The 15,313-nt window shown below is 25.9% G+C and carries 12 protein-coding genes; 2 read left to right on the plus strand and 10 right to left on the minus strand.

What is annotated here, in order from left to right:
* Positions 1 to 8: 8 nt before the first annotated feature.
* A complete protein-coding gene (locus AELL_RS13230; RefSeq protein WP_118918403.1) occupies positions 9 to 800 on the minus strand; it encodes a heat-shock protein in 792 nt (263 codons plus the stop codon).
* A gap of 282 nt (positions 801 to 1,082) precedes the next feature.
* Here AELL_RS13230 and AELL_RS13235 point away from each other — a divergent pair, with 282 nt between their 5' ends.
* Together AELL_RS13235 and AELL_RS13240 are read left to right on the plus strand one after the other, a co-directional pair.
* The gene (locus AELL_RS13235; protein ID WP_192941201.1) at positions 1,083 to 2,042 is read left to right on the plus strand and encodes a TAXI family TRAP transporter solute-binding subunit; all 960 of its coding nucleotides are present in this window, start codon (positions 1,083 to 1,085) and stop codon (positions 2,040 to 2,042) included.
* A gap of 106 nt (positions 2,043 to 2,148) precedes the next feature.
* Positions 2,149 to 4,257 (plus strand): TRAP transporter permease, encoded by a 2,109-nt coding sequence (locus AELL_RS13240; protein WP_118918404.1) that lies wholly within the window; start codon positions 2,149 to 2,151, stop codon positions 4,255 to 4,257.
* Positions 4,258 to 4,280: 23 nt separating this feature from the next.
* Here the strand turns inward: AELL_RS13240 and AELL_RS13245 are convergent, their stop codons facing one another.
* Genes AELL_RS13245 through AELL_RS13285 form a run of 9 tightly spaced genes read right to left on the minus strand, consistent with a single transcriptional unit; the run spans position 4,281 to position 15,288 of the window.
* Positions 4,281 to 5,006, minus strand: a complete 726-nt coding sequence (locus tag AELL_RS13245) for a response regulator transcription factor (RefSeq protein ID WP_118918405.1) — start codon at positions 5,004 to 5,006, stop codon at positions 4,281 to 4,283.
* Positions 5,007 to 5,055: 49 nt separating this feature from the next.
* Positions 5,056 to 7,581 (minus strand): PAS domain-containing sensor histidine kinase, encoded by a 2,526-nt coding sequence (locus AELL_RS13250; RefSeq protein WP_118918406.1) that lies wholly within the window; start codon positions 7,579 to 7,581, stop codon positions 5,056 to 5,058.
* Between the two features lie 8 nt (positions 7,582 to 7,589).
* Complete coding sequence (truA, locus tag AELL_RS13255; RefSeq protein WP_118918407.1) at positions 7,590 to 8,312, minus strand: tRNA pseudouridine(38-40) synthase TruA; 723 nt, start codon at positions 8,310 to 8,312, stop codon at positions 7,590 to 7,592.
* A 5-nt stretch (positions 8,313 to 8,317) separates the two neighbouring features.
* Positions 8,318 to 9,334 carry an LptF/LptG family permease gene (locus AELL_RS13260; RefSeq protein ID WP_118918408.1) on the minus strand — a complete coding sequence of 339 codons (1,017 nt, stop codon included), beginning with the start codon at positions 9,332 to 9,334 and terminating at the stop codon, positions 8,318 to 8,320.
* A complete protein-coding gene (locus AELL_RS13265) occupies positions 9,331 to 10,131 on the minus strand; it encodes a prepilin peptidase (RefSeq protein WP_226805994.1) in 801 nt (266 codons plus the stop codon). Before AELL_RS13265 ends, AELL_RS13260 begins: the two co-directional genes overlap by 4 nt.
* Positions 10,091 to 10,792 (minus strand): di-trans,poly-cis-decaprenylcistransferase, encoded by a 702-nt coding sequence (locus tag AELL_RS13270; protein ID WP_118918410.1) that lies wholly within the window; start codon positions 10,790 to 10,792, stop codon positions 10,091 to 10,093. The genes AELL_RS13265 and AELL_RS13270 overlap by 41 nt, the downstream gene beginning before the upstream one ends.
* On the minus strand, positions 10,770 to 12,041 hold the full coding sequence (gene coaBC, locus AELL_RS13275; RefSeq protein WP_118918411.1) for a bifunctional phosphopantothenoylcysteine decarboxylase/phosphopantothenate--cysteine ligase CoaBC: 1,272 nt from the start codon (positions 12,039 to 12,041) through the stop codon (positions 10,770 to 10,772). The genes AELL_RS13270 and coaBC overlap by 23 nt, the downstream gene beginning before the upstream one ends.
* Positions 12,042 to 12,044: 3 nt before the next feature.
* Positions 12,045 to 13,343: a bifunctional UDP-N-acetylglucosamine diphosphorylase/glucosamine-1-phosphate N-acetyltransferase GlmU gene (glmU, locus tag AELL_RS13280; RefSeq protein ID WP_118918412.1), complete on the minus strand. Its 1,299-nt coding sequence runs from the start codon at positions 13,341 to 13,343 to the stop codon at positions 12,045 to 12,047.
* A 10-nt stretch (positions 13,344 to 13,353) separates the two neighbouring features.
* The gene (locus AELL_RS13285; RefSeq protein WP_118918413.1) at positions 13,354 to 15,288 is read right to left on the minus strand and encodes an ankyrin repeat domain-containing protein; all 1,935 of its coding nucleotides are present in this window, start codon (positions 15,286 to 15,288) and stop codon (positions 13,354 to 13,356) included.
* Positions 15,289 to 15,313: the final 25 nt, after the last annotated feature.

The following is a 15,313-nucleotide window of genomic DNA, read 5'->3' on the forward strand; positions in this document are numbered from 1 at the left end:
TTTATCTCCTAAAAAGTTGTAATTTTTTCATAAAAAAATTCATAATCTTTTGGTAATTCACCAACAACTAACATCTTTACATCTTCATTGTTTATTTTACAATAATTACAGATACCTATATAATTATTTGGTAATAATTTTTCAAAATATAAACCTTCTTTTAAATCATCTAAAATATGACCCTTTAAGAAGCTATTTATTGTATATTCATCAAAATTGTAATTTAAAGCTAATGTTAAAAACTCTTTATAATTAAAAATCTGAAAATCTGAATTTTGTAAACTCTGATTTATAGATTCATAAACTTCATATGCACCAACATCTTTTGAGATTTTTATGATATCTTTTAAATCCAAATCTATCATATCTTTCAAAAATCTATACAATGCATCTGAATATCTAACATTTATAGCAAATGAAGAAAATTCTAATATCATATATCTATTTTCAACATTTAAAATATTTCTTAATTTATCAGCTTTCTCTTTTTTTATAAAAACAGACAGTCCAATATTTGAGGCAAAATATTCTAAAGCTCTTAAATTTATACCCTTTAGTTTAAAACTCAGCTTTGATTGCCAATACTGTTTTAAAGCTTCAGTTGTTGGTGTTCTTCCACTACTTATATGTTCTTGTGCAAGATACCCTTCTTCACCTAGCTTTTTAAAGTAACCTCTAATAGTTGCAGGTGAATAAGTAATATCGTACATAGATTTTAATTGTGTAGAACCAATTGGCTCTAAATGTTCTATGTAAGCTTTAATAATAGATTGTAATAAAAACTCTTTTTTATCAATCATAAAAACAACCACTTTTAAATTTTAGCACTCTATATCTTAAACTGCTAAAGAATTATAACCTATTGAGTCTTTTTTTGTCAAGTATTTTTTATGAATTATTAAAAATTTATAGAAAAAAATAAAATCTTCCCAATCAATTAGAAAATTTTTAATCTTTAAAATAAAATATTTGCAATTTTTATGTAATTTATATATAATTTATACATTATTTGTAAACCAAATGTTATATTTTGTTGATATAATCATTTACTTACAAAAAAAATAAATTAAGGAGAGTAAATTATGAAATTTAATGGCAAAAAAATAGCTACTGCTACTTTAATTGGAATGTTATCTATTCCAGCTTTTGGAGCTGAATTCGTAACTATTGGAACAGGTGGAGTAACAGGAACTTATTACCCAACTGGTGGAGCTATTTGTAGATTAGTAAACCAATATAAAAAAGAGACAAAACTTAGATGTTCTGTTGAATCAACTGGTGGTTCGGTTTATAATGTTAATACTATTAAAAATGGTGAATTAGATTTTGGTATTGTTCAATCTGATATTGTTTATCAAGCAAGTAAAGGTGAAGGTGCTTTTGAAGGTGCTGCTATTCCTAAATTAAAATCTGTTATGGCTATTTATCCTGAATTACTTACTTTAGTTACTAGAAAAGATGCAAATATCAACTCTTTAGTAGATGTAAAAGGGAAAAGAATTAACCTTGGAAATCCAGGAAGTGGAAATGAAGCAACAGCTTTAGCTTTATTTGATGAAAGTGGAATCAAAAAAACTGATTTAAAATTTGCAGGTGCATTAAAAGCTTCTGAAATGCCAGATGCATTAAGAGATAATAAAATTGATGGATATTTTTATATGGTTGGACACCCAACTGCAAATATCAAAGATGCTTCAAACTCTGTTGATGTAAAAATCACTCCAATTGAAGGTGCAAATGTTGATTCTTTAATCAAAAAATATCCATATTTTGCAAAATCAAATGTTCCTGGTGGAATGTACAAAGGAAATGATGTTGATACTCCAACATTTGGTGTAAAAGCTGTTCTTGTTACAAGTGATGATGTAAGTTCAAATGCAGTTTATGCAGTTGTTAAAGCAATTTTAGAAAACTTTGATGAATTTAAACAATTACACCCAGCATATAGCAATATTACAAAAGAGTCTTTATTAGAAGGATTATCTGCTCCTTTACATGAAGGTGCAAAAAAATATTACCAAGAAATTGGTTTAATTAAATAACTTTACTAAGGAATTTCTCCTTAGTAAATCTTTTTATACTTCATTTAAAGTTATTTGAATGAAGTATGAGAACAACTATTTTTATAACTACAAAGGATTTACATCTATGGCGATTTACGAAGAAAAACCCCATAACATTTCCCAACTAGAAGTCGAACAAGCAAAAGAGACTGAAGTTGTTTTAAATGAGATGGAAGGACAAAGAGTTTTTGGAAGAGAACATTATGAATTTTGGATTATCTCTATTATTGCTCTTGCTTGGTCATTATATCAACTTTATATTGTTATTGAACCGACAAACTCAACAATATCAAGATCGATTCACTTATCTTTTGCGATGGTATTAGCATTTTTAATCTATCCTATGATAAAAAAACCATACTTTTTATTAAAAATTAGATGGTTTGGTTATACCTTTGCAACAGTTGGTTTAGTAACAGCTGGTTATATTGCATTTTTTTACGAAGAGTTAGCTTTAAGACCTGGTGATTATACAACTTTAGATATTGTAATGGCTATTATTGCTGTATTTATTTTACTTGAAGCAGGTCGAAGAGTTTTAGGACTTGCACTTAGTGTTATTGCAATTTTCTTTTTAGCTTATGATTTACTTGGACCTTATATGCCTGAACTAATTGTTCATAAAGGTGCTAGTTTAAATAAACTTGCAGGTCATATGTATCTAACAACTGAAGGGATATTTGGTGTTCCTCTTGGAGTATCTGCTGGATTTGTATTTTTATTTGTACTTTTTGGTTCACTTTTAGATAAAGCAGGAGCTGGAGAATATTTTATTAATTTAGCTTTTTCTATGCTTGGGAAATATAGAGGAGGACCAGCTAAAGCTGCTATTGTTGCTTCTGGATTTACGGGAATTATGAGTGGAAGTTCTATTGCAAATACTGTAACAACAGGAACATTTACAATTCCACTTATGAAAAGAACGGGATTTAAACCTGAACAAGCAGGTGCTGTTGAAGTTGCTGGTTCAACTATTGGACAATTAATGCCACCAATTATGGGAGCTGCTGCTTTTATTATGGCAGAATTTTTAGGTATGGCATATACAGATGTTGTAATTAGTGCCTTTATTCCTGCATTTGTTTCTTATTTTGCTCTATTTTATATAGTTCATCTTGAAGCTTTAAAATTAGGTTTAAAAGGTCTAAAAAAAGAGGATTTACCTGAAAAATTAAAAACTTTTTTACAAGGTATTCACTATTTAATTCCTATTTTCTTCTTATTATATACATTAGTTGTATTAAGAGAGAGTGCTGCAAGTGCTGCGTTTAATGCAATTATGCTTTTAATGATTTTAATGGTTGTTCAACATCCATTTAGAGCTTTTTTAGCAAAAGAAAAAATTACAAAAGAGATTTGGCTTTCAGGATTTGTTGATATTTTAGCTGGAATGATAAGTGGTGCTAAAAATATGATTCCAATTGCAATTGCAACTGCATTAGCTGGGATTGTTGTTGGTTCAATTACACTTACAGGATTAGGACAAGTTTTACTTGATGTTGTTGAAACATTATCAAATGGTAATATTTTTGCAATTCTAATTTTAGCAGCTTTAATTTCATTGATTTTAGGAATGGGACTTCCAACAACTGCAAATTATATTGTTATGGCTTCATTAACGGCACCTGTTATTTTAACACTTGCTGCTGATAATGGTTATTTAATTCCTGCAATTGCAGCCCATTTATTTGTTTTCTACTTTGGTATCTTAGCTGATGTTACACCACCTGTTGGACTTGCAGCTTATGCAGCAGCTGGTATTGCAAAAGCAGACCCTATAAAAACGGGAATAATTGGATTTATGTACAATATTAGAACAGCAATTTTACCATTTATGTTCTTCTTTAATCCAGAGTTATTATTGATTTCAGCAGTTGACCCTTTAAATCCAAGTGATCCTCATGGTTGGGTTTGGATTACAAATCCATTTGAAATTGCAGTAATTTTCACAACAGCATTTATAGGTATGATAGCATTTTCTTGTGCAATGATTGGTTATTGCGTAACTAAAACAACAATTATTGAAAGATTACTGTTCTTAGTTCCAATTCCATTTATGTTCTTACCAAAAGTAATTGAAGCAAATTTACCTTTTGTTACAAATCACTATATTTCATATTTAATTGGTATTGCTATACTTGGTGGATTATATTTTATTCAAAAACTAAGAGCAAAAAAAGAGGCTTTAATATAAAAAATAAAAGAGAATTTTCTCTTTTATTTTTCTAAGACTTTTTCGATTATGTATCCATAACCTTTATGGGAAATTATAAAATCATCATCTTTTATTTTATCTTTTAATCTTTTCATAACTGTTCTAAAAGAAGAATCATTTATTGTTATATCATTCCAAATCAATTCTTTAAATTTATCAACTGAAATTAATACACCAAGATTTTCTATAAGTATTTCTAAAACTTCCGACTCTTTTTTTGAAAGTTTTACTATTATTCCTTTGTTATACAATTTATTAGTCTCTAAATCAAAAGTATAACTATTATTTAATTTTAAAAGTTTATTTGTTTTTTCTTGAATTTTTGGTTGTTTATCTAAAAGAACTTCCTCTTTTGCTTTTTGAAGCATCTCCATCATATTATCAATATTTAAAGGTTTTACAAAATATCCACTAACTCTTAAATTAATTAGTTTAAGTAAATCTTCCTCGTTTTTATGGGCACTTACAATTATAAATCTTTGATTAGGAATTAGTTTTAAAATCTCATCTATCATCTGCATACCATTTACATTTGGCATATTCAAATCAGTGATTATCAAATCAAAATTCTCTTTTTTATCAAAACTTTTTTTAATAATTTCAAGTGCATCAGCACCATCACAAGCAACAACAACTTCATCAAAAATTGTATTTAGATAAAAAGCCAACGTTTTTCTTGCTAATTCTTCATCTTCTACTAATAAAACTTTTGTTTTAAAATTCTGCATTTCTTCTCTTTTAAATATATTATTCTATTTGATTATATCTAAAATGATTTTAAGCATTTAATTTTATTAGAAACTCTACTCCATCATCTTTATTTGTTGCTTCGATTTTACCTTTCATATTCTTTTCTATGATTACTTTTGTCATATAAAGTCCTATTCCTGTTCCTTGATTTTCAAATTTAGTTGTAAAATATGGTTCAAAAATTCTTTCAATTATTGTTTCATCTATATTTCCACAATTATTAAAAATAGAGATAAATATATTTTCATTTTCTTTATAAATTTTTATCTCTATTTTTGCTTTAAATTTTGTAGTTTTATCTTTTATAATTTTTGCATCAATTGCATTATTTAAAATATTAACTATTACTTGTTCAAACTCATTTTCATAATTTTCTATTTCAATCTCTATTGCTTCAATTTTCAACTCAATTGAATTTCTTTCCAAAGAGGATTTGACAATTTTTGAACTTTGAATAATTGAATCTTTTATATTAAATAGTTTTTTCTCTTTTGAAGGTTTATAAAAATTCCTAAAATCATCAATAGTTTGAGACATAAAATCTATTTGTAATTTTGCATTTTTTATTGTTTCATTTAACTCTTCTTTTGAGATTAATCCATAAGAATCACGGATATAATAGATTAAAAGATTTATATTATTTAGTGGTTGTCTCCATTGATGGGCAATATTTCCAAGCATTTCTCCCATTGAAGCTAGTTTATTTTGTTGAACTAATAATCTATCTTTTTCAAGATTTTTTTCAAGTTGTTGTTGAACTTTTTGTTTTAGTTCCTCTTCATTCATTTTAAGTTTTGTAACATCATTTAAGTAACCATAAAAACCTATTACATTTGAATAATCATCTTTAATTAAAATAGCTCTTGTATAAACCCATTTTATATTATTCTTTTTATCTAAAACTCTATAAATATAGTTAAAAGAGTCTTTATCATCTTGTATAGCTTTTTTGATAATCTCTTTTAATGGTTTTACATCATCTTTATAAACAAAATTAAAAAAGTTCTTTTTATTTTCAAAATCATTTACTTCATACCCATAACCATTAATACTTTTTGAAACAAATTTTACAGTTAGGTTTTCATCATTTTCCCATCTAAAAACAACTATTCTTCCATATTCAGTTAATAATTCAACATCTCTTAACTCTTTTGTTAATTTAATCCTTTCATCAATATTCATTGACATCATCAAAATTCTATTTGAATTAAACTCTTTTCCTCTAACCAAAATCCATTTAAAATTATTCCATTTATCTTTTAATCTATATTCACAAATAAAATGTTCACTTTGTTTATTTATATGTCTTTCAAACTCATCTAAAACTCGTTGTTTATCATCTTCATGGATTAAACTTAACCATTCATCAAAAGTTTGAATATCATTTCTTTTGTATCCAAACATTTCAAGCCATTTATTTGAAAAAAAGATTTTTTTTGTCTCTAAATCCATATCCCACAAACCATCATTTGAAGCAATAATGGCAAGTTCATATCTCTCTTTCCACTTTTTAAATAAAAAATTCTTTCTCTCTAATCTTTTGTTATATCTATTAAAAATTGTGTTTATAAATTTTCCAAAAATATTAAAAGAGGTAATAAGTAATAAAGCAATAAAAGTAACTAAAAGATAAAAACCTATAAGTTTTGTTTCATACTCCTCTTCAATTTTTTTCTTCTCTTGATTATTTTCATTTGTTCTTATAAAAATTTTGTATTGATATTTAGGAAATGTATATGAAAAATCATTTGAACTTTTCTCTTTAAAATCATCTATTTCTTCTATGTTTTGGATTTTTCCACTCATTTTATAATTGAATACACTATTTTCATGAACATCATAAAAATAAAAATGTGAATTGTTCAAAGTTTTACTTTTTGCAATTATGGAATCAAGAATTGCTTTTTTTGTAAGAACTTTCATATCATCAATTTTTGAATATGCCCCAATATAAATATTTAAGAAATCAATATATTTTATGTAACTTAATTGAATACTTCTTTTTTGATTATCAATACTATACATTAGATTATTATCGCCAATATATTCAATATTTCTTAGCATATAATATTTGAATTTTGCAGTTCTATTTTCAGAATTTGTAAGTTCAGTTAGACTATTTAGAAGTTTTTCACCATGTAATAATTTGTAATTTATATTATCAAAAAGTAAAAAATTTATATTTTTCTCTTTTTCTATTTGTTTTAAATATGGCTCTAAAAAACTCATATTAAAAGAGTTTCCAGCTTTTAGATTTGCTTTTATAAATCCAATAATCTCATAAATTGAGTTACTTAAATCATTTTCTATATCATCAAAATTTACACTTGTATTGTATTTAATACTTGAAATATAAGTTTTTAAAACATCGTTTTTATAAAAATTTTCATTTTGAATAAGCGTATTTATTCTATTCTTTTTCTCATATTCTAAAAATAAAAAAATAGAGATAAATGAGATAATAGAAAGTATTAAAACAAATATTAAAGGGGTATAAATTATCTTATTTTTTATATCTAAAAGTGTATAAAACTTCTTTTTTTTAAAAAACATTTTTACCCTTAATATTTAATTTTAGCTAAATACAATCCATTTGCTTTAATAGGTATTTTAAATATATTTTTCTCACATCTTAACTGTTTTTTTAAATCTTCAATAGTTAACTTTTTATCATTAATTGCCAATAAAAATCCAACCATCAATCTAATTTGCGAACGTAAATAAGAGTTTGCAACAAATTTAAAAACATAAATATCTTTATGTTTATAAAAAGCTGTTTCAAATATTTCTCTTATTGTTATATCTTTATCACTTCCTGTTTTATGAAAATATTTAAAATCATAAACACCGATAAACTCTTTTATTGCTTCTTTTAAAAGTTTTTCATCTACACTTTTTACATAAGTAATAAATTTATCATTAAATGGAGTTGTTGGTTTTGTGGTGATTAAATATCTATAAACTCTCTTTTTTGCATGAAATCTTGAGTGAAAATTTTCATCTACTTTTACTATATGTCTAATTTGTATAGAACTAGGTAATCTTTTATTTAAAATCTCTTGTAGTTTAAAAAAATCTGTCCAAAAATCTGGAATTATACAGTTAAAAACTTGCCCTGTTGCGTGAACTTCTTTATCAGTTCTTCCACTTAAAACAATAGAAGTTTCTATGTTTAGAGTTTTAAAAGCTTTTAGAAGTTCATCTTCAATTGTATTTTTATTTGGTTGCTTTTGACTTCCTAAATAAAGGCTTCCATCATAAGCAACAGTAAATTTTAGATTCATAAAATTTAATACTCTTTTTTGATTGTTTTAGAGTATAAAATATAAGTTCCAATTAGCCAAATAGTTGGAATTACATATAAAGCATGTAAAAGTATTTTATCTCCAATTGCTTTTATTAAAACATAATATAAAACAACCGCTACTAAAGAGAAAAGAACTGCTCTATTTTTTTCATATCTTGGATTAAAATATCCAAAAGTAATCACTAAAAATAGTGAAATTAGTGGAAAAAGTGAAGTTAAAATAAAAAATGTTAAATCATCAATATCAATATTCTTTTTGATATTATTTTTCCAATATTCATATGTATTTGTAAAAATTCCTATTTTACTATCAGCTATTGAATCGTTTATATACATTGATTCATAATCGATTTGATTAAACTCTTTTTCATCAATAATAAAAGCTTTTCCATTTAATAATTTAAAACTAAGACTTCCGTTATCATTGTTTAAAATCGCTGTATCACTAACTATAAATTGGTCGTTTTTTTTATCAGTTTTAAATAGTTTTACATCTTCATAAACTTTATCATCTTTTCCACTAATATATATAAGCCAATCTCCAAACTTTTGTCCAAATTCACTAGCTTTTATATTGAAATTTGCTTCTTTTGTTTTTACATCTAAAAATTGTTTTGTTAAGAACTTCGTTTTTGGAATTAATCCTACTGAAATAATCAAAAGTAAAATCGATAATAAAAAAGTTATAGGTAAAAAAACTTTTAAAATTTTTACAGGATTTAGTCCAAATGATGTAATAACTGTTAATTCATACTCACTTGCAAGTTTTGCTAAAGTAATAACCAATGAGATAAAAAAAGATATTGGCATAGTATAAAATATAATTTGAGGAATTACATAAGCATAAAGTTTAAATAATTCAAAAAAATCCATTGTAATTACAGATGTTAAAGAAGCGATTTTTACTAAAAAAACGATTGAAGTAATAAAAAATAGTCCTAAAAATATAGGAAAAAATGTAACTGCTAATTGAGAATATAAGTATTGGTTTAATTTCAATAAAGGACCTTTATAAATGTTTCTAATTTAAAAAAATATTCAGTTAAAAAACCTAAAACTAAATAAGGAATAAATGGAGTTTGAATATCTTTTTTTACTAAATTTGAATAGATTGAAGGTATTATAGCAAAAAAAGCACCTAAAAATATAGCTAATATTCCACCTGTTGATCCTAAGACTACTCCAATCATTGCAATAATAGGAATATCTCCCTCACCTAAAGCCACTTGAGTTTTTAAACTTTCATCTTTTAAAAGTTTTGATTTTATATTTTGAATATAAAATGTAACTATAAAATTTAATAAAACAACTGCTCCACTAAATAAAAAAGCATTTTTCAAAGCTTCTGCAATAGAAAAATTTGTTACAAAAAATGATAAAACCAAAACTATCAAAAGTAAATAATCAGGTACAGCTTTATATTTAAAATCTATAAAAGATAAAACTATTAACACATAAACCAATAAACTCATCAAAAAAAACTCTTTTGAAAATCCAAGTTTTAAAAAAATAAAAAGTGTTAAAATTGCGCTAATTAACTCTACAATAAAATATAAACTAGAAATTTTAACTCCACAATAAGCACAATGTGCTTTTAAAAAAAGATATGAAAGAAGTGGAATATTGTGATACCAAAAAATTGTATGATTACAAGAGGGGCATTTACTTCTATTTTTTGTAAATATCGGTTCATTTAAAGGAAGTTTTAATATCAAAACATTTAAAAATGAGCCAATAAAAGCACCAAAAATAAAACTAAATACCTCCAAATCTTCTCTCTCTTTTTGTAAAATCACTTAAAATATCATCTAGTTCAGCTTCATTAAAATCAGGCCAATAAGTTTTTGTAAAAAACATCTCTGCATAAGCATTTTGCCATAATAAGTAGTTAGAGAGTCGCACCTCTCCACTTGTACGAATTAAAATATCAACATCTGGCATTCCTGCTGTATCAAGACAAGATTCTAAATTTTCTTCCGTAACTTCAAGATTTAAAGTATTTAACTTTTTTATGGCTCGTATTATTTCATCTTTTGAACCATAGTTTAAAGCTAAAACTTGAGTTAAACCACTACATTTTGAAGTCTTTTCTTCTGTCTCTTTTATAGTTTTTTGTAAAGCTTTTGAAAATCTACTTAAATCACCTATAGCTTTAAATCTAATATTATTTTCTAAATAAACATTTAACTCATTTTTTAAATATTTATCAAGTAATTTCATCAAAAACTCAACTTCAAGTTTTGGTCTTTGCCAATTTTCTGTTGAAAATGCATATAAAGTCAGATATTTAACTTTTATATCTGCACAATATGAAGTAATTTTTCGAACCGTTTTAGCACCCTCTTCATGTCCTGCTGTTCGATTTAAACCTCTCTCTTTTGCCCATCTTCCATTTCCATCCATAATAATAGCAATATGTGAAGGAATATTTATATCACTCATATTGATTAAACTCATCTTGTAATTTTTCTAAAATATTTAATGAAACTTCTAACTTTGTTCCTTTAAACTCATAAGAACTATTTTTTAAAATCAGTTCTATATTGTTATTTTCACTTCCAAAACTATTTTCTTCATTTAAAATATTCAGACAAACTCCATCAAGATTTTTATTTTCTAACATTCTTGAGGCACTGTTCATTGCTGTTGTTTCATCCATTTCAGCTTTAAAACCAATCGATACAATCCCCTCTTTATCAAGTGATTTTAAAATATCCATATTTTGTTTTAACTCTAAACTCCAAGAAGTTCCAATCAACTCTTTTTTTAATTTTCCTTCTTGGGGAAAGGCTGGAACATAATCACTAACTGCTGCTACCATAAATAAAAATGGTTTTTTTAATATCAAAGTTGGAGTTGAATTATCCATCAAAGTTGGTTTTGTAAGAACTCCTTTTTTAGCAACTCTAAGAGAATCAACCAAATATTCATACATTTCATTTGAACTTTGAACTTTTATTAGATGAATATCTTTTGGTAAATTTTCATAACCTCTAGTGCTTATCAAACAAACATCTGCACCTTTATAATATAAAGCCTTTGCCAAATTTGAAGCCATTTTTCCAGAAGAAAAATTTGAAAGATATCTAACATCATCAATTTTCTCGACTGTTCCACCACCACTTAAAACAACTCTTCTATTTATCCAATACTCATCTTTTAGTAACTCTTTACAAGTAGCATCAAAAATATCAACAGGGTCGGCCATTGCACCATCACCAACATCTTTACAAACTAACTCTTTTGTTTGTGAAGAGATAATCTCATAATTACAAAGTTTTAGCATTTTAAGACTTGCTTGAGTTATAGGATTTTTTAGCATATTTGTATTAGCTGCTGGAGAGATTAATTTGATTCTTGGATATGCAAGCGCAGTTTGTAAAAGTAAATTATTTCCTAAACCATTTGCTAAAGCATTTATTGTATTAGCGCTCGCTGGTGCAATCACAAAAATATCAGACCATTTTCCAATATCTATGTGATTATAATCTTGAGTTTTGTCCCAATTTTCACTACTTTCATCTAAAACTCTATTTTGTGAAATTGCTTCAAAGGTAATTGGATTTATAAACTTTTTTGCACCATCTGTCATAATAACTCTAACTTGTGCACCTGCTTTTACATAAAGTCTAATTAGTTCCAAAGTTTTATAAATAGCAATTGAACCTGTAACCCCAACCAATATTTTTTTATTTTTTAAAAGCATTATTTACTTCTTTTTACTTGAAAAATGTTTATAAAAATAACCATCAATAGTTTTTGCTTTTGCACGTGTAAGATATAACTCACCTTTTTTAACATTTCCAGTAACTGTTGAACCAGCTCCTATTAGAACATCATCTTCAATATTAACTGGAGCAACAAACTGTGTATCACTTCCAACAAAAACATTTTTTCCAATTATTGTTTGATGTTTATTCACTCCATCATAATTACAAGTAATTGTTCCACATCCAATATTTGTTCCCTCATCTATTGAACAATCACCAAGATATGATAAATGACCTGCTTTTACTCCATTTAAAATAGCTTTTTTTGTCTCAACAAAGTTTCCTATGTGAGTTTTATTTAATTCACTTCCTGGTCTAATTCTTCCCATTGGTCCAACATCACTATCTTTTACGATTGAGTCTTCAACAACAGAGTTTGTTTTGATATGAGAGTTTATAATTTTTGAATTTCCAAGTAAACTAACACCATTTTCAATGATAGATTCACCTTCAATTTCAACGCCTTCTTCTATATAAATAGTATCAGGCAATCTCATGATTACACCAGCTTTCATAAACTCTTTTTTAATTCTATTTTGGTGAATTACTTCAGCATCAGCTAGTTCTACTTTTGAATTTACACCTTTGAAATTCTCTTCATTTACAACAAGAGGTTTTAAAACTAATCCTTGATTTATTGCCATTTCAACTAAATCTGTGATGTAGTACTCTTTTTGTGCATTGTTATTGTCTAATTTTGGAAGATTTTCAAGTAAAAATTTTGTTTCAAATTGATAAATCCCTGCATTTGCAGTTGTTATTGCTAACTCTTCAGGTGTTGCATCTTTTTGTTCAACTATTTTTTTAACATTACCATTTTCAATAATTACTCTTCCATAACCATCAGCACTATCTAATTCTAAAACTGACATAACAATTGTCGCATCAATTTCAAATTTTTCCAACTCACTTGCTTGAATTAAAGGCATATCTCCATTTAAAACTAAAACTTTTTCATATTTTGGAGTAATTCCCATAACAGCCCCACCAGTTCCTGGATAGTTTTTATGGTCTTGAATTACAAAATTTATATTTGTGAAATATTTTTCTATTTCAGCTTTTACCTTTTCAAATTGATGAAATAAAACCACTGTAATATCATCGCTTAATTTTAAAGCCTCTTTTATTGAATAATATAACATTGGTTTTCCAGAAATCTTATGTAATACCTTTGGAGTATCTGATTTCATTCTAGTTCCTTGCCCAGCTGCAAGTATAATTATTGATTTATTAAACATTTTTTTCCTTCTAAATTAATACTTCATTTACTTCTTTTTTTAAATTTTCAACAACCTCTTCCAAGGCATTTTTCATCTTACTATCATTTACATTTGCACTTAATAATTTATCCAAATTTTTTTCTCTATCTTTGAAAAATTGTGCAACTTTTCTATTTTTTGGATTTCTATTATACATTAAAACTCCAGATGCAACTAAAGCAATTACCAATCTTGCATGACCAAAAATTGCTGCATAATTTAATAAAGTAAATCCTGAATTATCAGGTTGATTCATATCAGCACCAGCAGAGATAAGCCATCTTGCTATTTTATAATTTCCATGCCATTGAGTATGATGAAGAGCTGTTCTTCCATGAATATCTTTTATTGTTAAATCAGCTTTTTTTGTCAAAAGTTTTTCAACAACAACCAAATCATCTGCAATTACAGCTTTATGAATTACTGTTCTTCCGTCATTATCTTGGATATCAATATTTACTCTATATTTTAAAAAATTAACCAATCTTTCAATAAAAGCTTCTCTTTCTCTTTTTTCTTTTAATTTCAAACCCTCTTCAACCATATACATCAAAGGTGTACAACCATTTTTATCAGTTATATTCAGATTTACACCATAATTTATAATTGTTCTTAATGTCTCAAAATCATTGTATAAAACAATATCAAATAAAATATTTTTTCCATCTAATCTTTGAGTTTCAATATTTGGTCTATAACTCAATATTTTTTTTAATAAAACATCATATTTTTCATCCTCTTTTATCAAAAGAGTCAATCTTGGATTTGCTTTTTTAAATCCTTTATTAATCGCAATTATCTCAACTATATCATCAACAACACTTCTTTCATCTAAATCTCTTGCGTCAAGATTTGCACCTTTAGAGACTAAAAAATCTATCATTTTATAGTTTGAATAACCTTTTAAAATCTCTTTATAAATGATATTTTTATTATCTTCATCACTAAAATTTAGATTTGCACCACAGTTTATCAAAAATTCTGCATTTGAGAAATTTTTATTTTCTATTTCTCTTTGTAATGTAGTTTTACCATCTTCATGAATTTTATCTATTTCTAAACCATTATCAATAAATAAAAGTGCTAAAGGCAAATAATCCTTATCAGAAGTGATAAGTTTATATTTCCCCTCTAACTCTTTTTGTTCATTTTTTTGTAAATCCACTATATGTAAAAGTTCATCAATTATATTTTTATTAAAATTATCAACAAGATTTATATTTATATTTTTTTTGAGTAAAAGCTCTATTAATGGAATAGCTTTAGAACCTTGTAAAATAGCATTAAAAAGAATATTTTGTCCATTTTTATCTAAAAAATTTACATTTGCTCCATTTAAAATAAGAGTTAGAGCAATATTTATATCTTCTTTTAAAACTGCTCTGAAAAGTGCTGTTTGATAATTTTCATCTAAAGTATTTAAAGTATCTAAATTATTAACAACATCTTTTAAAATAGTTAAATTTTCGCCTTCAACAGCATCAAATAAAACAGTTTTTCCATAACCATCTTTTATATTAAAATCTGGATTATATGTCATTAGAATTTGGAACATTCTTAAGTTAGCAAGCAAAGCTATATCTTGTAAAATAGTTCTTCCTGAACTATTTTTTCTATTTATGTCAAAACCATTTTCAAGGAAAAATCTAACCATAATCCCATCAGTTCTTTCACAAGCATCATCTAAAACAGTTTTTCCATAGTTGTCTTCAATATAAAAATTAGCACCATTCTTTAATAAGATTCTAATTGCGTCTAATTTCTTTTTTGCAGATAAAGAAAAAAGGACTGTTCTTCCCTTTTCATCTTTTTTGTTTAAATCAATACCTCTATTTATATATCTTTGGATTTTATTTACATCTAAATTTTCAGAGAATAACTCTTTATAAAAAAGGTCTTCATTTACCTTAAAAAGATTAAACACTAAAACATTCCTTTATATATTATGA

It is taken from the genome of Arcobacter ellisii, from assembly GCF_003544915.1.
GTDB classification, from domain to species: Bacteria; Campylobacterota; Campylobacteria; order Campylobacterales; family Arcobacteraceae; genus Aliarcobacter; species Aliarcobacter ellisii.

Coding starts and splice junctions, on each gene's coding strand:
- AELL_RS13230 (WP_118918403.1), bottom strand. CDS start 800: ATGATTGATAAAAAAGAGTTTTTATTACAATCTATTATTAAAGCTTAC.
- AELL_RS13235 (WP_192941201.1), top strand. CDS start 1,083: ATGAAATTTAATGGCAAAAAAATAGCTACTGCTACTTTAATTGGAATG.
- AELL_RS13240 (WP_118918404.1), top strand. CDS start 2,149: ATGGCGATTTACGAAGAAAAACCCCATAACATTTCCCAACTAGAAGTC.
- AELL_RS13245 (WP_118918405.1), bottom strand. CDS start 5,006: ATGCAGAATTTTAAAACAAAAGTTTTATTAGTAGAAGATGAAGAATTA.
- AELL_RS13250 (WP_118918406.1), bottom strand. CDS start 7,581: ATGTTTTTTAAAAAAAAGAAGTTTTATACACTTTTAGATATAAAAAAT.
- truA (WP_118918407.1), bottom strand. CDS start 8,312: ATGAATCTAAAATTTACTGTTGCTTATGATGGAAGCCTTTATTTAGGA.
- AELL_RS13270 (WP_118918410.1), bottom strand. CDS start 10,792: ATGAGTTTAATCAATATGAGTGATATAAATATTCCTTCACATATTGCT.
- coaBC (WP_118918411.1), bottom strand. CDS start 12,041: ATGCTTTTAAAAAATAAAAAAATATTGGTTGGGGTTACAGGTTCAATT.
- glmU (WP_118918412.1), bottom strand. CDS start 13,343: ATGTTTAATAAATCAATAATTATACTTGCAGCTGGGCAAGGAACTAGA.